The organism is Vibrio sp. T3Y01, assembly GCF_013114525.1.
GTDB lineage: Bacteria > Pseudomonadota > Gammaproteobacteria > Enterobacterales > Vibrionaceae > Vibrio > Vibrio chagasii_B.
Genome location: NZ_VTXJ01000014.1, coordinates 1 through 25,163, shown reverse-complemented (window position 1 = coordinate 25,163; position 25,163 = coordinate 1). Strand labels below are relative to the sequence as shown.

The window sequence follows — 25,163 nt, the reverse complement described above, 5'->3', positions numbered from 1 at the left end:
AATTGAATAGTTATTACATACAGGGCGACTTGGTGGCAATTTATTACCGCTCAAGGCCTGCCACTAGGACGAAAAAGGTCGAATATGAAAAAAACGTTATTGGCACTAGCACTGCTAGGTGCATCTTCAACAGCAATGGCTGATTCTTGGTTGTACGGCGGCGTAATGGGTGGTCAAAACTCATTCGCAGGCGAAGATGAAAACGCAGTGGGCATCCACGTGGGTACAGGTATCCTGCCACTTATCGGTGTTGAAGCGGGTTACTGGGATCTAGGTTCTTTCGACAACGTTAGCTACGGCAACCGTGCTGCACAAAACGTTGACGTAAGCACAGCTTACCTAGCAATCAAACCAAGCATCGATTTCGGTCCTCTTCACGTATACGCGAAGGGTGGTCTTCACTCTTACGAAGTGAAAGGCGATAGCTTCAAGCAAGACGACGTTGATATCATGTACGCTGTAGGCGCTGAATACTTCATCTTCGGTCCACTATCTGTAGGCGCTAGCTACCAAAACTTCAAAATGAAAGATGACGACGCAGGCGTTTTCTCTCTAAACGCAACTATCCACCTACTGTAACTACTCAGTAAGGCGATCGTAAATAACGGTTGTTTAGTCGCTAAAGAGTTCGTAAGAATTCATAAAAAATGCCAGCTTAATTGCTGGCATTTTTGTATCTGCTCACTGTGTTTTTCACATTAGAAAGCGAGTGGCTATTTCTTGCTGTTGAGAATCTGTTGGATTCTTGGATTCAGCGCTTTACCGTGTTTGCTTTCGTACTCTTCACGCTTCAAATCGTTCAAGTTCTTCACTGAGTTAGCGGCAAGTAGGAATTGTGGTAATTCCGTTTCAAGCATGCCTTTCTCGTCTAAACGCTTCGCTTCCAAGTAGTACTTCTTAAACAGGCCATCAAGCTTGTTTTCCGCAGTGCGTTTTAAGTCATACAGCTTGTTTTGAATAAGCCATTTCTCAATCTTGTTCGCAGCGGTGCGAGACAATACTCGAATGCGGCTATCCAACAGCTCTTCTTCTGTTAGAGAGTCTTTCAGAATCCAAAGCTCACCCATTTGCGGTGGCCAGCTGTTGCCAAGCTGAATACGTTCATGACAGTGCATGAGCACGCGGTTAAGCCCGTCAGAATCGACAGAGTTAGCAAACTCAATGAACTTACCGCTTGGTTCACTACCGTATTGGTATTCCCACTGAGTCTCGTACACGCTCAAGAAAGAGCCGAACACATGGATACACCAATCCGTCAGTTCTAGTTCTGCAGGATCTTGGTCTACGACAGGTACTTGTTGATTTGAGCCAGTGTCTGATTCAACAACAGGTTCTGATAGCGACGAAGCTGCCGGTAAAACTTCTGGAACGACTGCAGGTGCAGGATCAGAAGGTTGGCTTTTTGCCTTTTTGAATGAGCTGCTGCCTGAAGCGTTCAGATGGGCTAAGCTTTTGTCGATACCCATTTCCTTGAGCTTGTCCTGCATTTCCTGAATATTGAGAGGTCTTCTGCTGTTGTTGTCTTTCATTTTGCTTCTCGTTAACTAACCAGTACTGCAACTTAGATTCGATGCGAGAGATTGGCATGAGTTCATTGGCTTTGGCTTTATACCAGAGGACAAATTTTTTCCATATTAAGCTATGGTCACCAGCAAGGCCGGAGAATTTAAACGCACGTTCTGCCCATGTTGGAATGATCTCTTCATCCAAATCATGAGTGGAAACCGTGTTGCTGGTCATTGAGCCTCGGCTTTGTGGACGAGGGGCATGCTGCATGTTTTGCATTGGCGCCGGAGCAGGCTGAAACTTAGGTGCAGGTGCAGGTGCAGGTGCAGGTGCAGGTGCAGGTGCAGGTGCAGGTGCAGGTGCCGTAGAGTAGACCGGAATACTATTGACCGGTTGAGCCTCAACGGGCGCCGCAGCTTGCTCTTGTTCAATGAGCAGTTTGAATACGTGGATCTCTTTTTGATCTCGATAGTCTACTTTTACCTTATCGAGAATACCTTGGTCGACTAGGCACTTAAGGCAGTCGGCTAAACCAAACGTAGAGAGAGCACAAAGCTGACTTGCCGATTGCAGACACACATTGGTGTAACCGGATTCATCCGCACCGTCTGCAAGCATCAATAAAACAAGCTTTTCTGCTGGGCTAGAAGTATTCACTTGCCAAGCTAAATAAGAATATTTGGCGCTCAATATCGTGTTCTCAAAAAAGGTAGGTCGTTGACTCTATTGTAAGTCACCCCATACCGAATTTATAGCAACTTAGCAGAAAACCACATCAGTGAGACAAATATTAACCATAAGGAGAGGTTTGCCCCATAAAGGCAGCATGACTCGCCAATTTTTTCGTAGCGCGCTCGCACAATTGCTATGTTCAAATGAGTACGTTTAGGGATTCTTGTTAAAACAACACACCCAGTTTGCTCAATCGTTTACGCTTAATCGCCAAGCTAGCCTACAAACGAACAATCAACTCAAGGATGGACACGACAGAAGGAGACTGTATGCCAACCAGTGTGGAATTCACCATGATGCCGGAAAACGGCACCTCGTTTACCAAAACAGAGTGGGAATTGAAGAAAGAAGAAATCAAAAAGCGCAAGCCAGAAGTTCTCAAGCATATCGAGAAATCGACTCATATGTCTCAAGGTTTTCGTTTGGTCAACAACAAAGCCTATCAACAAGCCTTAGCGGAATTGAAAGCTAGCCTACAAGGCCAATCCTTTCGGAATACAGAGCAGGGCAAAGTCGCCCAGTTGATGTATTCGATTTTAACCGACGACAATGCCTTCAAAACTTACCTTAGCGAAGAGATGCAGGGCAATGTGGTTACCTCACCCAATGGCACCTCCAAGATCATGTCGAAAGGGGCGAGCTTTAAAGCCAAGAACCAACTGGCGAATGCACACCTTAAACGCAAACAACTGTTCATGATGTATCGCGAGATCATCCAAGCACAAGAAGAGCTGAAAGAGTTCTCTAAACACGTTGTTTCTCTGTTCAATGGCAAGCTCTCGGTTCCCCCGGGCGCGTATGGCGGCATTAAAAGCTTCAATGGTGCATTGGATAAAATTACCAACCGTAATCCTCTAGATGATATCGGAGACCTAAAAGATTGCGCACGTATGACGATAGAGTTCGATAGTGTACGAGCGATGTCGGCGGCAAAGGTATTCATATCCAGAACCAAAGAGTTCAAAGATCTCCAGCATTATCAGTCAGCCTTGAAAGATCGTTATGGTCTGGGCTCAAAACTATCCGGGTTAAGCCAGTTCAATAAAAAAGCGCAAGGCTCGGGTTATAAGGACATCAAATTCTTCTTAAAGATGAAAAATGGCATCATCGGAGAGTTACAACTCAACATCTCAGGCATGTTGGTCGCCAAAGAGAAAGAACATGTTATTTATGACATTCTGCGCGACGCTAAAGAGGGGGCAAAAACCTTCACCATCGTTAACAAAGATGTGTTGGACAAAGTAAAGCACCACATGAACCCGGATTGGTTTCAGTTTATCGACACTCGCATTCCGAGCGTGAGACCACAGTTGATGATAGTTAGACAGATGTTGAACCGTTTGAATGACAGTAGCGTGTCGTCGTTAACCGTCAGTGAAACTGAAACCGAAGCGTTGAAGACCATTAGTTTGGCGCTGTACGCCCAGGGCGAAAATGGTAAAGCCCTGTTGTAACAGAATTAGTAACGAGCACTAGTAACAAGCGCTCGTAATAAGAGTTGGTAAAAGTCTGATTGCTAGGTCCGATTGTTGAGTGACATTCAATCAGTATGGAACCCGCAAGCCAGTGACTTGGACAGTCGCTGGCTTTTTAATGTCACCAAGCCGGCTATTGATAATTTACCTATCTATTCATAAATCATATTTAATTTATAAAACATCTTGATATGATCAATAAATGAGCTATTATGACGATAAGTCAGAAATGACGAAGCGTCACAAAATGGTTAACTACATGAATTTACTATTCGTGTTAATATATTGGATAGGAGTGTTTTTAATACTGGCTAAGCTTAGATAATGGCTAAGCTCAAATACGGACTGAGAAATTATGTTTGGCTTTGGTTGTAAAGGCGATAAACAAGGTATCTTTGGTTGCAAAGGCGTGTTGTCTAAAAAGCAGCAGTCTATTGCAGACCGAGAAGTAGAGTTGATGTTGTTGGCGAAAGATCTGGTTCGAGAACAAGGGTTCGGAAACCTAACGATGGACAAGCTAACGGCAGCGAGCTCTTATTCTAAAGGGACAATCTACAATCACTTTTGCAGCAAAGAAGACGTCGTTTTAGCGTTATGTATTCACTCTCTTAAGACAGAAGCAATGATGTTTGCTCGCTCTGGAGAGTTTGAAGGCAACACACGTGAAAAAATTGTCGCACTGCACGTTGCTTACCGAATTTATGCTCGCATGGAACCGGTATTATCAACCTGTGCGATCATGGCTAAAAGCCCGTGGGTTCTAGAGAAAGCGTCTAGTGCACGCGTCGCCGAGATGAATGAACTGGAAGAGTTGGTGATTGAACAATGCGACTCTATGGTTAACCAAGCGGTAGAAGCGGGTGACCTAAAGTTCTCTTCTGGCGTTGGTTCTGATGCCATCGTTTTTGCTAACTGGTCAATTGCATTTGGTTCAAATGCCTTGTCACAGAATGCATCAAACAGTCATTGTATTAAGCGGTTACAAGACCCGTATTCAGTATTACACAACGCGAACATGATTCTAGACGGCCTCAATTGGCAGCCCCTTTCTAGCGATTGGGATTACCGCAAAACTTGGCGTCGTGTAGAACAAGAACTGTTCAGTGAAGAGATCGCTTACTTAGAGTCTGTAGGTCGATAGCTTTCATTAAGCCCACAGATGTGGGTTTATTAATAACCATTTTTGACGATTCGTCACAAACTTGAGACTAACGACTGTGGTTGCTGTTTTCTTGAGTATTTGACTAAGCATTGTGTCTTTTGTCAGCTTCGGCTGGCTTTTTATGACACATATATGACGAATCGTCACAAATGGAGACTGTGATGAAACATGACAGCCAGAAGCCCACGTTCGATCAGCAAAACCGAGATAACCCTAATGCCGATAGCGCAAACACAGATCTAAATAGTTGGCACTCAATACCGACCAAGCGTTCGTTTATCGTTCTGCTGGTGGTGTTTTCAATCATCATTCTCTCTGCATTAGGGGCTAAGAACCTCTACTTTAGAGGGGACTACAACATCTTCTTCGAAGGCACCAACAAGCAGTTGATGGCGTTCGATGAGATTCAAACCACCTTTGCAAAAACCGACAACCTTGCGATTGTTGTCGCCCCTGAAGATGGCAATGTCTTCACCCCTGAAACTCTCACCCTGATTCAAAACCTCACGGTCGATGCGTGGCAGATCCCGTATTCAAGCCGTGTCGATTCCCTAGCTAATTATCAGCACACCGAAGCCATTGAAGATGACCTCTTGGTAGAAGACTTGCTGTATGAAGAGTACGAGCACACACCAGAGCGCATCGCCAAAGTAAAACAGATCGCCCTCAACGAACCGTTGCTTAAGAATGCTTTGGTGTCGGCCTCTGGCGATGTAACGATTGTTAACGTAACCGTGCAGCTGCCAGAAGTGGACAAAACCGCGGAAGTGCAAGAAGTGATCGCGGCAATCAATGCCATGATCGGCAAGTACCAAGCTCAGTACCCTAATGTCGAGTTCCATAAAGCGGGCATCATTGCCATGAACAATGCGTTTATGACTTCAGCTCAAGAAGACAGCTCAACGCTGGTTCCCTTAATGCTGTTGGTGGTACTGGTATTCCTGACCTTTATGCTGCGCTCGTTCTTTAGTGTGGTGGCGACACTTATTGTGATCATCTCTTCAATTGTTGCCACCATGGGCTTATCTGGTTGGGCAGGGATGTTCTTGAGCACCGCAACCGTGAATGTTCCAACTTTGGTTTTAACTTTGGCGGTGGCTGATTGTGTTCACGTGATTGTGACCATGAGACAAGCGATGCAACGCGGGATGGAGAAAGCACAAGCCATTCAATACAGCATCAAGCTCAATGCGATGCCGATTCTGATCACCTCAGTAACCACTGCGATAGGTTTCTTGATGATGAACATGTCGGACTCTCCGGTGCTACGTGATTTCGGTAACTTGTCGGCACTAGGCGTACTTATCGCGTGCTTCCTGTCTGTGACTATGTTGCCTGCACTGCTAAAACTGCTGCCAGTTAAACGTCTTTCTGCCAATCCTGAAGCGGCAGACAAAATCACCTTCATGGATAAGCTGGGGGATTTTGTCGTCACCAACCGTAAAGCACTGCTGCCGATTTCAACTCTGGTGATTGTTGGCGCTGCGGCGTTAATTCCACTCAACAAAGTGAACGATGAATCGGTGAAGTATTTCGATACCTCAAGCGAATTCAGACAAGCCGCCGACTTTATGGAAGAGACCGTAAGCGGCATGACCACCATCAGCATTGCTGTTAAGACCAATGAGTCTCAAGCGATTGCTGATCCTGTGTTTTTGCAAGCGATTGGTGACTTTACTGAATGGCTACGCGTTCAACCAGAGACCGACCACGTGGCAACGCTTTCTGATGTTTACATGCGTTTGAACAAGAACATGCATGGCGACGATGACAGCTACTACAAGCTACCGCTTAACCGTGAACTTGCCGCGCAATATCTGCTGCTTTACGAAATGTCTTTGCCGTATGGCTTGGACTTGAACAACCAGATCAACGTCGATAAGTCATCGATCAAAATGGTACTTACCGTCGATAACCTCGGCAGCGTTGAGCTAGTCGAACTCGAAGAGCGCATTTACTCATGGTTTGCAGCCAATGCACCTCAGTATGAAGTGGTCGCGTCGAGCCCATCACTGATGTTTGCTCACATTGGCGAAACCAACATGGCGAGCATGCTCTCGACTCTTCCTATCACCTTAGTACTTATCTCTGGCTTGATGATCTTTGCGTTGCGCTCAGTTCGCTTGGGCATGATCAGCCTAGTGCCAAACATTGCACCTGCAATTATTGGCTTTGGTTTATGGGCGCTTATCTCTGGTGAAATCAACCTTGGTTTGTCAGTGGTGGTGACGCTCACTCTGGGTATCGTGGTTGATGATGCGGTGCACTTCTTAAGCAAATACCAGCGCGCAAGAATCGAAGGCAAATCAGCAGAAGAAGCGGTTCGATACGCCTTTCACACGGTGGGACGCGCATTGTGGATCACCACAGTGGTACTTGTAGCTGGTTTCTCTGTACTGGCGATGTCGAGCTTCAGACTCAACTCGGACATGGGCTTACTCAGCGCGATTGTGATTTTCATTGCGCTGGTGGTCGACTTCATCTTGTTACCAAGCTTACTGATGATCTTCGACAAGCAGACCCATTATTCAGTTAACACTCAGCACGAATCAAAGCCTGACACCAAGTCACAGCTTAGCTCGACAGCCGAACTGACTACATCGACCAAATAAGGAAACGTCAGCCTGCTGCGGTGGGCTGACTCAAGGAGATATTTATGAAAAGCGTTAAACAAACATTCGTTACTACATTATTTGCTGTGAGCACGTTAAGCATCAGCACATTCGCCGCTTTCCCAGCATTAGCAGACCCAGCGAAAGGCTTAGAAATTGCCGAGCAACGTAAAGCGGTCGATGTCGGGTGGGGCGACTCTGTCGCAACCATGGAAATGCTACTTCGCAACAAACAAGGTGAAAGCAGCACACGCCTGATGCGATTGAAATCATTAGAAGTGGATAACGATGGCGATAAAGGCTTAACCATTTTTGATGAACCGCGCGACGTAAAAGGCACGGCCTTCCTAAACCATTCTCACATCACTAAGTCCGATGACCAGTGGTTGTATCTGCCTGCATTAAAACGTGTAAAACGCATTTCTTCACGCAACAAATCGGGCCCGTTTATGGGCAGTGAATTTGCGTATGAAGATTTAAGCTCGTTCGAGCTAGAAAAGTACACTTTCAACCACATTGAAGATGCAAAACTGGAAGGGGTAGATACCTTTGTTTTAGAGCAAGTACCGACCGATAAAAACTCTGGCTACACCATGCAGAAAGTATGGCTAGACCAACAGCATTACCGCCCAATGAAAGTCGAGTTTTACGACCGCAAAGGCGCACTGCTTAAGACCCTATCGTTCCAAGATTACAAACAGTACCTAAACCAATACTGGCGCGCACACACCATGTCGATGCAAAACCATCAAACAGGCAAAAGCACCGTATTAACCACGACAGATTTAGCCTTCCAGACCGGTCTTAAAGACAAGGATTTCCAAAAGAACACACTAAAACGTGCGAAATAAGGCAGGAATATGAAAAGGATTGTGGCAACAGGAACCCAATTATCCTTAACCTTGGCAGCGACAGTTGGGCTCATGCAAGTGTCGTTGCCATGTGTTGCGGCAGGCTTTAGCTCTGAGTTCGTAGAACAGGTCACCCCGGAGCTAGCAGGGCAGGTTAACCTTGAACACAGGCAGTTCTTTAATGACGGCTTGCCAGGGCAAGACAAAGGACAAAGCTCACTGGTGTTACAACCAGAGTTTTATTGGGAACAACAAGAGGGCAACGGCAGCTTTACCTTTACCCCGTTTTATCGTCTAGACAGCGAAGACGATGAACGAACTCATGGTGATATTCGTGAAGCCTTGTATCTCACTTACTGGGACGACTACGAACTGCGGGCGGGTGTTGGAAAGGTATTTTGGGGTGTAACCGAATCGGCGCATTTAGTGGATGTGGTAAACCAGACCGATGCCATTGAATCGGTCGATGGCGAATCCAAGTTAGGTCAGCCTATGGTGCACTTCACCTCGATAAAAGAGTGGGGCATCATCGACGCCATGTTACTGCCGTATTTTCGTGAGCGTACCTTCGCAGGCGAAGACGGTCGATTAAGGCCAACCGTGCCAGTATCGGACGATGCGCTTTACGAATCTTCACGAGAAGAAAAGCATGTGGATGTCGCGTTGCGCTATAGCCAAATGTACGGTGATTGGGATGTCGGTTTAAGTTACTTAGGCGGCACAAACCGCGACCCTTATTACCGTGTGCAAGGCAATCAGCTAAAGCCATACTACGCGCAAATGCAGCACTTCGGGCTAGACGTGCAAGGCATTATTGGTGACTGGTTATGGAAGCTGGAAAGCATTTATCGCGACAGTTACGACAACCACACCGGCGTAGCAACGGGCTTTGAATACACTTGGGTTGGGGCGCTTGAATCATACTGGGACATCGGCTTCATCGCTGAATACCTGTATGACAGCCGAGGCAATAACGCGCAAACCATCGGCCAAAACGACGTGTTCCTTGGTACGCGTTTCGCCTTGAACGATGAAGACGGCACCGAAGTGCTGACTGGCATCACTCAAGACTTGGATAACAGCGATGTCTACAGCGCCAAGCTAGAAGCTTCAAGTCGCATCAACAACAACCTTAAGTGGCGACTGAATGCTTGGTTGTTTGAGAACGAAACCCCAGAGGACTTGTTGTTCTTCGCACGCAAGGATGACTTTGTTGAGATGGCGTTGGAATATTATTTCTAGTGTTAGCTTCATGAGACGTTCTTGTTAAGAGGGGCGTCTCAAATTTAAGATGAGTTATATTTAGAGTGTTCAATATCTTCTTTTTATAAAATGAATCAAACAATCTAATAGACCCACAGGTAAGATGGTTATATTTTTTCGAATATCTATAACCTCCGAATATGCATGTAAATCGTGCTGGTGGTATCGGCCTTAAGGGATTTATGAATTCATTTAATTGGGATAAAAACTTTGAAACAGGCATTGGTGTTGTAGATGAACAGCATCAATATCTTGTTGGTTTTATCAACCACTACGGAAACCTGTTGTCAGAGAATACTATCTCTATCGACGACATTAACGTCGCTTTACTCGATCTCACACGCTATGCCGAATTTCACTTTAAAGAAGAAGAATCTTTGATGAGAGATTGCGGTGTGTATGAGCGACACATTGAAGAGCACATCAAAGTGCATCGTGTATTTATGCAAGATATCTACAGTATGCAAGCTTTCATCATGGAAGAAGATCAGTCGTCAGCACGGCAGTTACTTGATTTCTTGATCCACTGGCTTGCTTACCACATCCTCGGTATCGACCAAAACATGGCGCGACAAATGACCGCCATAGAAGAGGGGGCGACACCTCTGCAAGCCTTTGAAGCGGAAGAAAAGCAGCAAGACACTTCGACTGTTCCTTTGTTAGCAGCGCTTAACGGCTTATTTGAACAAGTCTCTGAACGCAACAAGCAGTTGCTACGCTTCAATCAGGTACTTGAAGATAAAGTCGAGGAACGTACGGCAGAATTAAAACGAGCGAACAAGAGACTTGAAGAGCTGGCATTAACCGACTCGCTTACTAATTTGCATAACCGTCGTAGTGCTTTTAAACAGTTAGCGCTGCATTGGCAAGACTCCAAAGAACTGGGCATACCTTTAGTGTGCATTATGATTGATGCCGACCACTTCAAGCGCATTAATGACACCTGCGGCCATGATGCAGGCGACTTGGTGCTAAAAACCCTCTCCCGTGAGCTGAAAAATACGTTCCGTAATGATGATATTGTTTGCCGGTTAGGTGGCGATGAGTTCTTGGTTATTTGCCCTGACACCGACCTTAAAGGTGGGATGTACATCGCGGAAACCGCTCGACAGAAAGTGTCTGAATTAGAGGTTGAAACCAGTCATCAAGTTTGGATTGGCAGTATTAGTGTCGGTGTCGCTGAAATAACCGAAGAATTCAGCTCAATGAACGATTTGATTAAAGCCGCCGATGACTCCGTCTATTTAGCGAAAAACGCAGGTAAAAACAGCGTTTGTTCGATTCAGATTTAGAGCTCGGTTTACTTGAGAACGAGAGCACCTTTCGCTTTAGTCTTTGATCGCTACTCACTTCAAGTCTAGAACCTAGCAGCTTTAAATCTAAAACCTAACTCGCTTTAGTTTTTAAGCGCTATCCACTTCAAAATAAACAAGTGGCACCCGTATTTGTGCCACTTCTTCTTCCTCCTCATTAATATCCTGTTAAATTTGCCGTGTTTTTAGGCAATAACTTGTTCTTTTGGCGATTCAATTTGGCATTGGTTGCGTGTTTGATTACTATGTGTAGCTATCTAAAAAAACTAATCATCCGATACGGACACTACCAACTGGTAGATGAGGAAATGATGCAACATCTAGAAGAGATCATTGCTAATGCAACGACTGCTATTGATACAGCAGATTCGTTAGTCGCACTTGATGAAGTGCGAGTTCAGTATTTAGGTAAGAAGGGTGAACTAACTCTTCAACTACAAAGCCTAGGTAAACTTCCACCTGAAGAGCGTCGCACTGCTGGTCAAGAGATCAACAAAGCGAAAGGTGCTGTTCAACAAGCGATCGCAGCTCGCAAAGACGCACTACAACGTGCAGAGCTTGAAGCGAAACTAGCTGAAGAAACTATCGATGTGAGCCTACCAGGTCGTCGCATTGAGAACGGTGGTCTTCACCCAGTTACTCGCACAGTTGAGCGTATCGAACAGTTCTTTGGTGAGCTTGGTTTTAACACTGAGTCTGGCCCTGAGATCGAAGATGCATTCCACAACTTTGATGCACTAAACATCGCAGACGATCACCCAGCTCGTACTGATCACGATACTTTCTTCTTCAACCCTGATCTAATGCTACGTACGCACACTTCTGGTGTTCAAATCCGTACGATGGAAAACGGCAAACCGCCATTCCGCTTCATTGCTCCGGGTCGTGTTTACCGTAACGACTACGATCAAACTCACACGCCAATGTTCCACCAAGTGGAAGGTATGTTAGTTGATGAGAACGTAAACTTCGCACAACTTAAAGGCATTCTTAACGATTTCCTTTGTAACTTCTTTGAAGAAGAAGTTGAAGTGCGTTTCCGTCCTTCATTCTTCCCGTTCACAGAGCCTTCAGCTGAAGTTGACGTGAAACGTAAAGATGGCAAATGGCTAGAAGTTCTAGGCTGTGGCATGGTTCACCCTAACGTACTTCGCTCTGTTGGCATCGACCCTGAGAAATACTCTGGTTTTGCATTCGGTATGGGTGTAGAGCGTCTAACGATGCTTCGTTACGGCGTAAATGACCTTCGTGCGTTCTTCGAGAACGACCTTCGTTTCCTTAAACAATTCAAGTAATCCGGGGCAGTCAAAACTATGAAATTCAGTGAATCTTGGCTACGCGAGTGGGTTAAACCTGCAATTAACAGCGAAGAGCTAGCTCACCAAATCACTATGGCTGGTTTGGAAGTTGACGATGTAGAACCTGTTGCTGGTGAATTCACCGGCGTTAAAGTAGGTAAAGTGGTTGAGTGCGGTCAGCACCCAGACGCAGACAAACTACAAGTAACTAAAATTGATATCGGCGAAGAAGAGCTGTTAGACATCGTATGTGGTGCATCTAACTGTCGTCTTGGCCTAACTGTAGCAGTAGCAACAGTTGGCGCAGTACTGCCTGGTAACTTCAAAATCAAGAAAGCAAAACTACGTGGCGTTCCATCGCACGGCATGCTTTGTTCTTTCTCTGAGCTAGGTATCGACGTAGAGTCTGACGGCATCCTTGAGCTGCCAGAAGGCACAACGCTAGGTATGGACGTTCGTGAGCTTCTTGAGCTTAACGACGTAACTATCGACGTAGACCTAACAGCAAACCGCGCTGACTGCTTCAGCATCCGTGGCCTTGCTCGTGAAGTTGGCGTACTAAACCGCGCAGACGTTACAGAGCCAGCAGTTGAAGCTGTTGCAACAAGCATTGAAGACACAGTATCTGTTGAAGTTAAAGCAACTGATGCTTGTCCACGTTACCTTGGCCGTGTGGTTAAGAACGTAAACGTGAAAGCGGAAACACCAATCTGGATGCAAGAAAAACTGCGTCGTTGTGGTATCCGTTCAATCGACCCAGTTGTAGACATCACAAACTACGTGATGCTAGAGCAAGGCCAACCAATGCACGCATTTGATCTAGCTAAGATCGAAGGTGGCATCGTGGTTCGTCTAGCAGAGCAGGGCGAAAAACTAACACTTCTAGATGGCAACGAAGCTGAACTAAACAGCAACACGCTTGTTATCGCTGACCACAACAAAGCACTAGCAATCGCTGGTATCTTTGGTGGCGAAGAGTCTGGTGTAACAACTGAAACTACAGACGTTCTTCTAGAAGCAGCATTCTTCGCACCGGATCACATCCGTGGTCGCGCACGTGCTTACGGCCTACACACAGATTCTTCTCTACGTTTCGAGCGTGGTGTTGATTCAACACTTCAGCTAGCTGCTATGGAGCGTGCAACACAGCTTCTAGTTGAAATCTGTGGTGGTGAAGTTGCGCCAGTAAACGGCAGCGAATCTGAAGCTGATCTTCCTAAAGCAAACGTAGTATCTCTACGTCGCGCTAAGCTAGACAGCCTACTAGGTCACGAAATCCCATCTACAGACGTGGTAGAAATCCTAACTCGTCTAGGTTGTGAAGTGGAAACTACGGACGCAGGTTGGACGGCAACGTCTCCATCTTGGCGTTTCGATATCGCAATCGAGCAAGACCTAATTGAAGAAGTAGGTCGTATCTACGGTTACGATAACATTCCAAACCAAGCGCCTAAAGCGGCACTTAAAATGAACGACCACAAAGAAGCTGACCAACCGCTTAAGCGCGTTCGTGACCTTCTTGTAGACCGTGGCTACCACGAAGCAATCACATACAGCTTCGTAGAACCAGAACAGCAAAAACTTGTTGTACCTGGTGTTGAGCCGCTAATCCTGCCATTCCCAATCTCTGCGGACATGTCAGCAATGCGTCTTGGCCTAATCCAAGGTCTTCTAAACACAGTGGTTCACAACCAGAAGCGTCAACAGTCTCGCGTTCGTCTATTCGAATCTGGCCTACGTTTCATCCCTGAAGCAACTGCTGAAAACGGCATGCGCCAAGAAATGATGCTTGCGGGCGTTATCTCTGGTACTCGTGGCGAAGAGCACTGGGACGTTGCAACTAACACTGTAGATTTCTTCGACCTGAAAGGCGACCTAGAAGCCGTTCTAGAGCTAACAGCGAACGAGAAAGCTTACAGCTTCAAAGCAGCTAAGCACCCAGCACTTCACCCGGGTCAAACTGCGGCTATCGTAGTAGACGGTAAAGAAGTGGGTATCATTGGTACTGTTCACCCAGAACTAGAGCGTAAGTTTGGTCTTAACGGCCGTACTATCGTATTCGAAATCGAATGGGCAGCTATCAACACTCGCGTGCTTCCAGAAGCAGTAGCAGTATCTAAGTTCCCTGCAAACCGTCGTGATATCGCGGTTGTTGTTGACGAAGCAGTCGCTTCTGGCGACATCGTAGAAGCGTGTATCGCAGCGGGTGGCGAATTCCTAACAGACGCTAAACTGTTCGACGTTTACGTAGGTAAGGGCGTAGAAGACGGCAAGAAGAGCCTAGCTATCGCACTGACTCTACAGTCTGTAGAGCGCACACTAGAAGATGCAGACATCGCTGGTTCAGTAGATGCTATCGTAGCTTCAATCTCAGAGAAATTCGGCGCAGCACTTCGCGACTAATCTTTTCTGATAGACAATCAAAGGCCTCGCATTGCGAGGCCTTTTTTTGTTTTGATAGCAAATAAATGGTAAGTAATTTTAGTCAAAGGCCGCTAGGGTTTAATTTGCAACTTCATCTTATTTGAGTAAAGGACAGGGACTCTACTACTTGTCATATTAAATTAATCATAAAGACTTATATGGGTTTGGATTCACTCACATTTAAGTTCATGAGAAATTTACCACCGTACCTTACAGCTAATCGCACCTGACGGACAGAAAATCAAAGACATAAAAATTGCGAGGTCCTTGGTTTAAGTAATTATTTGAAATAATATTACCTGCACTTGAGGCTTAAGGGAGGAATGACATAAGGTTAACAAGTTGCTTGTCTAACCATACTAGAAAATCAAATAGCTTTTTTACCATAGTTGTTTGTACTTGATAATCTGATGATGTTACAAATTCGCTAAAATCCCCTGGGCTGGCAGCTAAAATCGGTAATGAAAAAGAGCATATTATTAATAGAGCTACTAAGCCTTTTCGCTTATAGTAATTTTTACTAACGATTGCTTCCTTCCAAAAAGCTTTCCTGCTAATTGTTTCCTCATGGCTTTTTGCATGACAAGAAAATATACTAAGAGATATAAATGTTACAAAAATCAAAGATAGAATTATAAAGACATATACTAAGATGTTGTTTTTTTGAGTAGCCAAATTTTTTTCAGATAATTCTTTTGCTAACTGACCGTCATCTATATCTGATGCTATTTTTTTTCTGTCATCAAGCTTAAATATAGCTCCTGATCCTATCTCAATTGGTGAGTTATGAAGTTTTCTTGGTTCAATGACCCCTTTTAATATAAGGGCTAGTGGTCGTGTGGAGTGTGGTGCATCGTCAAAGTTACTGATAACTTGAAAGTGTAGTAAGGTTTCAGTTTTGATTGGCATCGTTGTTCCGTGTACGGAAATTAGTACTCGATTGGAATCAATGTTATTAAATCGTAATGAGTCTAAAATATTAAATGAATCTAAGTTTGATACAAGAAAAACAAGATAGTTACCATCCTTAACTAATTCGGATATATCCATACCTATTTTTGATATTTGACTTTTTGATTTGGAATATTTTGATTTAAATGAAGATAAAGTTTTGTATTCAATTAGTCCATCTTCACTAATTATATTTTTCATTTCCGGAAAGTATTTTTCTTCCCCAACTATAAATATCTTGTTTGATGACTCAACATCATCTATAAAATTATAATTATTTGTTTCATTGGAAGAGCTTAGCTTTAATGTGCCAGTTTCTAAAACTGCCATGAACCTATTATTAATATCGTCTATATCTTTTCCAGTAACATTGGCTTTTATAGGCTTAGATACTGATTCTTTCATAGATAATACTTTTTCTAGAGAAGACTTAATTCTCTTTAACCCTTGGTCACTTTTACTATAACTCGCCAGTTCATCGATCGACTCTTTTACATCATCCACTGTGAAATTATTGTTACTATGATGTTCGAGGTGACTGATTAGGATGATGTCATGGCCTGCTTCAAAAGCGCTAATTACTAGCTTTGCGTTGTTTAACTTTGACTTGTTTTTATAGTCGTTAATAGAGCGCATGTTTGATATGTCATCGGTCATGATGACTCTATTTCTAATTAGGCTAAGTGATTCGTTGTCAATTAGAGTCTGTAAGCTTTTTTTGCTTACGGTTAGAGGTCTATATGATTTATTTAAATATAGGTGTGAAGTCATTACTCCTGAAATTATATTTATAGTGTTTTTAAAAGGTAGTAAGTTGCTGATGATTGTTTCACTAGTCGCATTTATTCCGACTTCATTTGTATAATGTGGATTACTTTGAGCAAACCTATATCCTGGGAAGTGTTTTGCTATAACAGCTATATTATGGTTTTTAGCTCCTCGGATAAATTCAGAAGCTATGATAGAAATTATTTTTTCAGAGCCACCAAAGCTTCTATTTCTCAAGGTTGTGTTTCTCACACCTTGAGTATTGACATCTTTATCAAAGACAGGGCCAAGGAGCATGTTAACTCCCACACTCTTTAGTTGTTTTCCAACATCATTTCCAACATCATAAGCAACTTTAGTCGAATTGTTTGCTGTAATTGTCATGGCACTAGGTGGGGGAACTAAAGGAAATCTTATGGATGAAAATCTATAGCTTTCAAAATCAGCAGCAAACAACAAATTGTTTCCGTCACGGTGCATTCCTCTAACTGACTCCGTAAAGTCTCTAATAATCTGGAGGGCTTTATCTCTGCTATCAGTTTCAGATAGGCTTTTCGCTGGTAGATTGTATGCATTGAGCATAATACCGCCAACGTTTAAGTTGAGCAGCTCTTGAGTTTTTCTGTTAGTTCTAAAGTTATTGTAATCTGCAATGATTCCTGTCACTAAAAGTTGAGCAACTGAGTTTTTTATTCCATGTTGGTCAATGTAGGCATCAGCTAGTGGTGTCAAAGACTCTTTAGGAGTTGCGATGGCTTGTGGGATTGTGGGTAACAGTAGGAAACTGAGGAATAAAAGGAATCGATACATCCGCGTTTTTTCTTAATTTATTATTAATATAGACAGATAGTATCTTATCATATGAATTTAAAAACCTATATGAATAACTAATAAATGATAATTTACTCAATTAATAACTTTGTTAGGCAGAGTTTGTTCGGTTGTAATGGTTAGGATAAATATAATGTGGAAATTGTTGCTTTTAATTGTAAATTTATGGTCTCTTGATAAATTAAAATCAAGGTTCTTCTAGGTGCTGGATTGTACTTATGTTCAGTGTTTCTGGTTATTCTTTATAAATATGTGCTATTCAGCCACAAGCGTTAGTAGTTAAAACATTACATCAACCATAGCTCGTGGCAAATGTTACATTAATGATATTCTTCTTCGGACTCTATCGATTCAAATCTTTCGGAACCTGTTACTTCGATATCTAATGAGCGATATAGCATTTTGTGTACTTTGATTTGAGAGGCTCGTCTAACTTCCCCTCGACTTACGGTACTTTGGTCAAAGAAAGACCACATAAATGTGCTTAATGCACTGATTTTTATTCCAATAGCGCCAACCCGATAAAGACAAATTAGAATTTTGTTTAAAATCTCTGTTTGCTTAATATCTCCCGTGTTATCAAAGTACTCTTTGGCTGCAAGTACGCAAGGGTCATCCGTTTGTTGGTCATAAAGATCCGTAATTATATGGTCTAGTCGTGCATCAGAAAGGTCGGACCGTTTAAAAGACGTTTGTAATCCTCTTACGATCTCAATCGTTTCGTCAAATGAAGGGTAGACTTCGCCCCATTCTTCTTTGAGTGATTTTAATCGCTTTTCTGAGTACTGAGCTTCGGCTGCATAAATTGATCGCCAAGAAATTCGTTCTCTTCCATATGAAACTTTAAAGCACTCATTTATAAATTGAAGAGCATCTCTCGGACGAAAAAGTGTGCGTTCCATAATAAAGTCAATCGCTAATTGACCTCCTCCCTTTGTTGCAGATGGGAATATATCTTTGAATGCAACTTCTTCATTGGTGTACTGGCGCTTAAAAACTTCTTTGACGCGTCTTTCTACTAACTCAGTTAATTCATCTCGCGTCCACTGTATTAGCAATATATACGATTCATACTTTTCTTCTTGGAAACCGGCTCCACGTGTTTTATCAAATACCAAATCTAATAAATCCTTACGCATTGCAGCAATGATTTTAATGTTTTCAATTTTCCTAAAAATCTTTATTTCTTCTATTAAAGCTCTAATGAATTTACACCTTGTAAGCGTATTGGCCCAACTTTCATCAAGTTGGTCAATCACGAGGTAAAACTTTTGTTGAGAGTCATTGAATGAGTGTTCAGCGATCAGGTCTAACATCTCATTTAACTTTTTTATTTGAAGACTGCTTACTACTTGACTTGCTCTTTGTTTTATCTCTGTCTTTTGTTCGTCGGAGAGTTTTTCAGCCCCACTAACACTAAAAGAGATGCTTTTGTACTTTGCACCTAAATTGGCTTTAGTATCATTTTCTAGCTTCTGAGTAATTACTTTCAAATGTTCGTCAGTGTCTAACCAAAACTTGTCACCCCATTCTCTGAAGTATTCAATAGCTTTTTTCTTAACCGTGTCTCTACGGAAGTAATCGCTAATGCTGTCAAAGAAATTGCGGTTATCATTTTCATTTTTATATTGTATCGAAGCTTCAATAATTCAACTATAAGGATATGCCGCCATAATAGGCGGTAGAAAAGATCTAGGTTAACGTCTAAAGTATCGAGGAATTGGATTATATCTGAATGCTCTAAAAATCTAACTGATATATCATTGGGATCTATTTGCTTTGATTTTTCGGCTAACTGAGATATTTTATAAATCAGAGCGCTTTTACCTGCGCCAGTTCGTCCTAATACTATAGATAGCGGGTCTTTCACGTCCATTAACTGACTTATATAGCCTTTATCTATAAAACACGTTTCTAGTAGACTGGTATCAGTTTCAGCATCAAGGTCACCAACTTTTAAGTTGTTTTTAATGATTATTGGATTTGCCAAGTGTTACTCCTTAACCTTATATTGTCGTTGTATCTTTTATGATTACACTATTCCCTTAAATTAGTAGGGTCAAACTGCTAGGTTAGGTAATGAGACAGACAACTGAAATTATTTGATCTTTGCTTCTCATAGTTGTCGAGCATGGCACTTTAATATGCGTCCGCCACTGACGATAAAGTTAATATTTCTAAGGTTTACTATATGTTCCCTTTTGTTGTTACTGAATCGAGTATTAAACTAGTCGTGATATGGTTTGGGACAACGAATTAGCTGTTGACCAAAGACGTTTTCTTCACCCAACTTAGTTATTGCTATAGGTCTACTTGACCCGACTAAAGCTTCACACTTTATAGTGACTACATTGATTGAGAGGCGCACTTTCTGCTCTCCCTCTAAAGTAACTAGAGAGACACTATGAAACCTTTAAATCTAAATATCACACTCTTGGTATTCATGGCGCTTGGTAGCTTTAATGCCATGGCTCGTCACCAAGTGATCACTGTGGTTGCATTAGCCAAAGACGTGAAATCGGCAATCTCTTCTGATAGATAGAAAACCAAAGGCCTCGCATTGCGAGGCTTTTTTAGATCCGGAAACGGATGCTAACTCATTATTGGACAAAAATGCGTTTAGGAAAATAGAACATTAGCAAAACATGAATAACTAAAAGTATGGAAAGTCACTTAACTTGGTATCCAGTGTTGATGGAGCAGGTCATTTTGACAATGAACGTGATTAAAACTGCTCGATAAGTACTTGCAATTCTTGTTCTTGGTTCATGTTCGCTTACGATTCATTCTGCCTATCACCACTCCTTATGCTGTCATTAAAATTCTTTATTATTCAGTGAGTTAATTTGTCCTTATTCTCTGGTGTCTATTTGAAATACTAGGGAAACAAAAATGAAAAATGGGTTAGTCTGCACATTAGCAGTGATGTTAATTGTAGGGTGCAAAGAATCGAATGAGCCAAACGCTGCAGTGGAACAACCGAGTGTCATATCACACATAGAGAAAACACCTGAGCTAGTCGCGGAATTAAAGGCACAAGAAACAGTTGATGATCAACTTAGGCTGCTTTATGAGCGTTTTGAACCCATGCTTGACCGCAGCGACTCTCTTACTGGTACGGATGCAAACAATGATGGTATCCGCGATGACATTGAGGCGTTTATCGATGCGTTAGAAGTGACCGAGCCAGTCCGAAAAGCCTTAAAACAAAATGCGCACTACGCACAAGAGAGTCTCTATCACGACTGGAGTGAAAAGAACAACTCCAATATAAAAAAGGCACTAGCGATTAGTCATAAATATGAGAAAGTTCTCGCTTGTAAGAGGTTTATTGGTATTGATGTTGATGACAATATAAATACAGGAAGAACCATCAGGGCGCTCACTTACAACACCAAAGCCCGTACTATGGCGTACTTAGCTTATAATCATTTACAAGATGGCTCTGTAAGTTCCTCTCTGAAAGCTGAGGCTAAGTACTGTAAATAAGCTAGTCACCCCGTTCAAATCTCCCCCTTAATTGATATTTTCCCCCTTTTTTGAAACACAGAAAAGGCGGAGGGTAAGAACATCTAACTTTCTATTTTTGTTTGTTATGCCCCTATGCAAACTCTTTATTATTCAGTGAGTTAATTTATCCGTATTCTCTGGTATCTATTTGAAATACTAGGGGAAACAAAAATGAAAAATGGGTTAGTCTGCACTTTAGCTGTGATGTTAATTGTAGGGTGTAAAGAATCTAATGAACCAAACGAGACTGCAGTGGAGCAACCGAGTGCCATATCTCACATCGAGAAAACACCTGAGCTAGTCGCGGAATTAAAGGCACAAGAAACAATTGATGATCAACTTAGGCTTCTATATGAGCGTTTTGAACCCATGCTTGACCGCAGCGACTCTCTTACTGGTACTGATGTAAACAAAGATGGTATCCGCGACGACATTGAGGCGTTTATCGATGCGTTAGAAGTGACCGAGCCAGCCCGAAAAGCCTTAAAACAAAACGCTCGCTACTCACAAGAAAACCTGTACCACGACTTCTCGAAAAAGACTAAAACCAATATCGACAAGGCAATGGCGATGGGTAATAGATATAACAAAGTTATCGCCTGTAAGAAGTTTGTTGGCATTCCAGTCAGAGATAGAACAAATACAGGAAAAACCATTAGAGCTCTCACCTACAACACCAAAGCCCGTACTATGGCGTACTTAGCTTATAATCATTTACAAGATGGCTCTGTAAGTTCCTCTCTGAAAGCTGAGGCTATGTACTGTGAATAAGCTAGTCACCCCGTTCAAATCTCCCCCTTAATTGATATTTTCCCCCTTTTTTGAAACACAGAAAAGGCGGAGGGTAAGAACATCTAACTTTCTATTTCTCTTTGTTATGCCCCTATGCAAATTCTTTATTATTCAGTGAGTTAATTTGTCCGTATTCTCTGGTATCTATTTGAAATACTAGGGAAACAAAAATGAAAAATGGGTTGGTCTGTACATTAGCAGTGATGTTAATTGTGGGATGCAAAGAATCGAATGAGCCAAACGCTGCTGTAGTGGAACAACCGAGTGTCATATCACACATAGAGAAAACACCTGAGCTAGTCGCAGAATTAAAGGCACAAGAAACAATTGATGATCAACTTAGGCTTCTATATGAGCGTTTTGAACCCATGCTCGACCGCAGCGACTCTCTTACTGGTGTGGATGAAAACAAAGATGGTATCCGCGATGACATTGAGGCGTTTATTGATGCGTTAGAAGTGACCGAGCCAGTCCGAAAAGCCTTAAAGCAAAATGCCCATTACACACAAGAAAACCTCTATCACGATTTTTCACAAAAGACCGACGCTAATATCAAAAAAGCTCTATATATTTCAGATAAATACGACAAAGTCATTGCTTGTAAGGAATTTGTTGGTATTGATGTGGATGACAGGATAAACACCTCCAATACAATTACAGCTCTAACCTATAACACCAAAGCTCGTACTATGGCGTACTTAGCTTATAATCATTTACAAGATGGATCTGTAAGTACTTCTCTGAAAGCTGAGGCTAAGTACTGTGAATAAGCTAGTCACCCCGTTCAAATCTCCCCCTTAATTGATATTTCCCCCCTTTTTTGAAACACAGAAAAGGCGGAGGGTAAGAACATCTAACTTCCTATTTTTGTTTGTTATGCCCCTATGCAAACTCTTTATTATTCAGTGAGTTAATTTGTCCGTATTCTCTAGTATCTATTTGAAATACTAGGGGTACATAAATGAAAAATAGATTAGTCTGCACGTTAGCCGTGATGTTAATTATGGGGTGCAAAGAATCGAATGAGCCAAACGTAACTGTAGTGGAACAACCGAGTGTCATCTCTCACATAGAAAAAACACCGGAACTAATTGCAGAATTAAAGGCACTGCCGACCATTGATGATCAACTTAGGCTTCTATATGAGCGTTTCGAATCCATGCTCGACCGCAGCGACTCTCTCACTGGTACTGATGCAAACAATGATGGTATCCGCGATGACATTGAGGCGTTTATTGATGCGTTAGAAGTGCCCGAGCCTGTCCGAAAAGCCTTAAAGCAAAATGCCCATTACACACAAGAAAACCTCTATCACGATTTTTCACAAAAGACCGACGCTAATATCAAAAAAGCTCTTGATATTTCAAGTCAATACGACAAAGTCCTCGCCTGTGAAGAGTTTGTAGGAATTGATATTGATGACGGCATAAACACCTCCAACACAATCACATCTCTCACCTACAACACCAAAGCTCGTACTATGGCGTACTTAGCTTATAATCATTTACAAGATGGATCTGTAAGTACACTCCTTCCTGCTGAGGCAAAATATTGTGAATAGGCAAACAATATTATTCATATTAGTGGTTTTACTGCCATTCAATGCAATCGCTAACTCATGCAAAATAGAAGGTTACACTATCAGCTTTTTTAATGGGGTAGCAACAACCAAAGAACAAGCTAAAAGGGGACAAAAGAAGATCAAAGCCACTCTAGGTATCAGCCATTACAACGGTGAGTCTGTCGAATACCAGCTTTTCTACAACGATTCTTATATTGAAGGAAGTGGCCTTAACGTACTGGCTGATTTCGCTGAAACCTTTGACCAAAGAACTTCCGAGTTAGAGCAGAAACAATTCGACCGGTGGGAGGCCTTTTGGGATATTATGAGCAGTAGGCAAAACAGCGCTATCATCAAAAAAATCAGCGCCACTTTTGCTTGGTTTGCTGGGTTCGTTCTCGACTTCACCAGTGAAGCCATCAATGCAACCATCACGACATTTTTAAAAGAATTAGCATCACTTGTTGATGCCCCCGAAACCAGCCAAACTAGAATGAAGCATCATCTTTTAAATGACTCTCTTACGTGGAAAGGAAAAAAGCTCATTTACATCGCTCATTCACAAGGGAACTTATGGGTAAACGAATCATATAAGCATGTTACGTCCCAATACGGTTACAGTGCCGATAACATTCGCGTCGTTCACATCGCTCCCGCTTCCCCAACCCTTAGCCCAGACAGTGATTATATTTTATCGACCTCAGATCTTGTGATTAATGGGCTGAACTTTACAGGGATAGGCAGCGTTCCGCCTCCCAACACCGTGATAGCACCGAGCAAATTAGACTTTGCGGGACACGGATTAATTCCGATTTACCTCACTCATCCCAAATCCATTGAGAAAATCAAAGCGTCGGTCGATAAAGCTTTTACCTCTCTTACTAAACCTGAGATGGAAGATTTTTTGTTTAAAATTGAGTTCGATTATAGTGTTAGTTATGACGCACTTCATGATAATCCTGTTTATGAAATTGTTGACGCTAATAAAACTGACGATTTTGGGTCTTACCTAAAGAGTCCTTCTTTTTATCTCAGCCCGAAAAATGAGTCTTGGCCTAAGAAGACGGTGGATTCTTATATACAGGATGAGGATAGATTGCCATTTAGAGTTGAGAACAATGCTGTGGTTTTGTTTGATACTTGTAAAAGCCCGAACGAGGCAATGAATGACATTCCATCGATTCCCTCGCAAGACACTTATATGTTCATACAATGGCGAAATTTGAAACGCTTTGAGCGAGGTACATTTAAAGATATTTGGAGGTCAAGAAAGATGACCGATAGATATGGATTGGTAGATGAAACCCCAATAGCATTTCGAGATATGGACGACGACTATTTCATTTGTGCTGGGGATGGCGATGCCATTGAACTAGAAGCAACACAGCACTTTTATAGTGAAGAACAACGTCAATATTTAGCCACTCAGCATTTATCAGGACGTTATGATGTGTCGGCACGATATGAGACACCTTACCTTCCTTTCCAACCTACCAATCTTTGCCAAGGTCATTGAACATTATCCACAGAATCAATGTATTAGTAACAAATTCTCATCAACTAATCGCTAAATGACAAATATTATGTAGTCATGATTCAGATAACTATTAATAAGTAAAAACAGTATTAGCAAGATGCTGATGAGTATCAACTCTAAATGATAATGGGGCAGAAATAAGTTGGTTAAGTCACCAGCACGGGAGAGGCTTTTATTTAAATCACTATTGACCCGTCTACAACTTCACACTTTATAGTGGCTACATTGATTGAGAGGGGCGCTTTCTGTGTTCCCTCTAAAGTAAGTAGAGAGACACTATGAAACGTTTAAATCTAAACATCACACTCTTGGTATTCATGACACTTGGTAGCATGAGTGCCATGGCTCATGATTCAACGGTTAAGTACGGTATTGCGATATCTCACGATGGTGAGCAAATTGCGTATGGCAAAAGTGGGAGCGGGGATACAGCATTGATCTTCATTCACGGCTGGAGCTTAGACAGCAGACTGTGGCAAAACCAAGTGAGTGAGTTTTCAAAGCAGCACCAAGTGATCACTGTGGTTGCATTAGCCAAAGACGTGAAATCGGCAATCTCTTCTGATAGATAGAAAAC

Annotated in this window: 20 protein-coding genes and 1 pseudogene; 16 read left to right on the top strand and 5 right to left on the bottom strand. The window is 42.6% G+C overall.

Annotated features, from left to right (window positions below; translation table 11 throughout):
* Positions 1-84: 84 nt before the first annotated feature.
* Positions 85-579, top strand: coding sequence for an outer membrane beta-barrel protein (locus F0232_RS15645; RefSeq protein WP_061031603.1), 495 nt, complete (start codon positions 85-87; stop codon positions 577-579).
* Between the two features lie 134 nt (positions 580-713).
* Here the strand turns inward: F0232_RS15645 and F0232_RS15640 are convergent, their stop codons facing one another.
* Positions 714-1,466 carry a hypothetical protein gene (locus tag F0232_RS15640; RefSeq protein ID WP_105059353.1) on the bottom strand — a complete coding sequence of 251 codons (753 nt, stop codon included), beginning with the start codon at positions 1,464-1,466 and terminating at the stop codon, positions 714-716.
* Positions 1,387-2,196: a hypothetical protein gene (locus F0232_RS15635; protein ID WP_171750865.1), complete on the bottom strand. Its 810-nt coding sequence runs from the start codon at positions 2,194-2,196 to the stop codon at positions 1,387-1,389. Before F0232_RS15635 ends, F0232_RS15640 begins: the two co-directional genes overlap by 80 nt.
* 311 nt (positions 2,197-2,507) lie before the next feature.
* On the opposite strand from F0232_RS15635, the gene F0232_RS15630 reads away from it, so the two are divergent.
* From F0232_RS15630 to pheT, 8 genes are all read left to right on the top strand, one after another.
* Entirely contained in the window at positions 2,508-3,692 is a 1,185-nt protein-coding gene (locus tag F0232_RS15630) for a hypothetical protein (RefSeq protein ID WP_253821964.1), read from the top strand.
* A 376-nt stretch (positions 3,693-4,068) separates the two neighbouring features.
* Positions 4,069-4,854 (top strand): TetR/AcrR family transcriptional regulator, encoded by a 786-nt coding sequence (locus F0232_RS15625; protein WP_004741595.1) that lies wholly within the window; start codon positions 4,069-4,071, stop codon positions 4,852-4,854.
* 170 nt (positions 4,855-5,024) lie between these two features.
* Positions 5,025-7,487: an RND family transporter gene (locus F0232_RS15620; RefSeq protein ID WP_253821963.1), complete on the top strand. Its 2,463-nt coding sequence runs from the start codon at positions 5,025-5,027 to the stop codon at positions 7,485-7,487.
* 44 nt (positions 7,488-7,531) lie between these two features.
* Positions 7,532-8,338 carry an outer membrane lipoprotein-sorting protein gene (locus tag F0232_RS15615; protein ID WP_171750864.1) on the top strand — a complete coding sequence of 269 codons (807 nt, stop codon included), beginning with the start codon at positions 7,532-7,534 and terminating at the stop codon, positions 8,336-8,338.
* A 9-nt stretch (positions 8,339-8,347) separates the two neighbouring features.
* Positions 8,348-9,580: a hypothetical protein gene (locus F0232_RS15610; RefSeq protein WP_105059356.1), complete on the top strand. Its 1,233-nt coding sequence runs from the start codon at positions 8,348-8,350 to the stop codon at positions 9,578-9,580.
* A 203-nt stretch (positions 9,581-9,783) separates the two neighbouring features.
* Positions 9,784-10,893 (top strand): GGDEF domain-containing protein, encoded by a 1,110-nt coding sequence (locus tag F0232_RS15605; RefSeq protein ID WP_105059358.1) that lies wholly within the window; start codon positions 9,784-9,786, stop codon positions 10,891-10,893.
* Between the two features lie 332 nt (positions 10,894-11,225).
* A complete protein-coding gene (gene pheS, locus F0232_RS15600; RefSeq protein WP_004741591.1) occupies positions 11,226-12,209 on the top strand; it encodes a phenylalanine--tRNA ligase subunit alpha in 984 nt (327 codons plus the stop codon).
* Positions 12,210-12,227: 18 nt separating this feature from the next.
* Positions 12,228-14,615, top strand: coding sequence for a phenylalanine--tRNA ligase subunit beta (gene pheT / locus F0232_RS15595; RefSeq protein WP_105059359.1), 2,388 nt, complete (start codon positions 12,228-12,230; stop codon positions 14,613-14,615).
* 333 nt (positions 14,616-14,948) lie between these two features.
* Here the strand turns inward: pheT and F0232_RS15590 are convergent, their stop codons facing one another.
* From F0232_RS15590 to F0232_RS24945, 3 genes are all read right to left on the bottom strand, one after another.
* The gene (locus tag F0232_RS15590) at positions 14,949-17,087 is read right to left on the bottom strand and encodes a glycoside hydrolase family 3 N-terminal domain-containing protein (RefSeq protein WP_253821962.1); all 2,139 of its coding nucleotides are present in this window, start codon (positions 17,085-17,087) and stop codon (positions 14,949-14,951) included.
* A gap of 419 nt (positions 17,088-17,506) precedes the next feature.
* A complete protein-coding gene (locus tag F0232_RS15585) occupies positions 17,507-18,679 on the bottom strand; it encodes a hypothetical protein (RefSeq protein ID WP_216608291.1) in 1,173 nt (390 codons plus the stop codon).
* Positions 18,680-18,693: 14 nt separating this feature from the next.
* Positions 18,694-19,176, bottom strand: coding sequence for a hypothetical protein (locus F0232_RS24945; RefSeq protein ID WP_216608290.1), 483 nt, complete (start codon positions 19,174-19,176; stop codon positions 18,694-18,696).
* Positions 19,177-19,590: 414 nt separating this feature from the next.
* Here F0232_RS24945 and F0232_RS15580 point away from each other — a divergent pair, with 414 nt between their 5' ends.
* The 7 genes and pseudogenes from F0232_RS15580 to F0232_RS15550 form a co-directional block, all read left to right on the top strand.
* Positions 19,591-19,728, top strand: coding sequence for a hypothetical protein (locus F0232_RS15580; protein ID WP_171750862.1), 138 nt, complete (start codon positions 19,591-19,593; stop codon positions 19,726-19,728).
* 350 nt (positions 19,729-20,078) lie between these two features.
* Positions 20,079-20,675, top strand: coding sequence for a chromosome partitioning protein ParA (locus tag F0232_RS15575; protein ID WP_105059361.1), 597 nt, complete (start codon positions 20,079-20,081; stop codon positions 20,673-20,675).
* A 192-nt stretch (positions 20,676-20,867) separates the two neighbouring features.
* Entirely contained in the window at positions 20,868-21,467 is a 600-nt protein-coding gene (locus tag F0232_RS15570) for a chromosome partitioning protein ParA (RefSeq protein WP_105059362.1), read from the top strand.
* A gap of 191 nt (positions 21,468-21,658) precedes the next feature.
* Positions 21,659-22,258 (top strand): hypothetical protein, encoded by a 600-nt coding sequence (locus tag F0232_RS15565; protein WP_061031590.1) that lies wholly within the window; start codon positions 21,659-21,661, stop codon positions 22,256-22,258.
* Positions 22,259-22,449: 191 nt separating this feature from the next.
* Positions 22,450-23,049 (top strand): hypothetical protein, encoded by a 600-nt coding sequence (locus F0232_RS15560; RefSeq protein ID WP_061031589.1) that lies wholly within the window; start codon positions 22,450-22,452, stop codon positions 23,047-23,049.
* Entirely contained in the window at positions 23,042-24,565 is a 1,524-nt protein-coding gene (locus tag F0232_RS15555) for a hypothetical protein (RefSeq protein WP_171750863.1), read from the top strand. The genes F0232_RS15560 and F0232_RS15555 overlap by 8 nt, the downstream gene beginning before the upstream one ends.
* 299 nt (positions 24,566-24,864) lie before the next feature.
* A pseudogene (locus F0232_RS15550) lies at positions 24,865-25,155 on the top strand (alpha/beta fold hydrolase); the annotation flags it as partial.
* Positions 25,156-25,163: the final 8 nt, after the last annotated feature.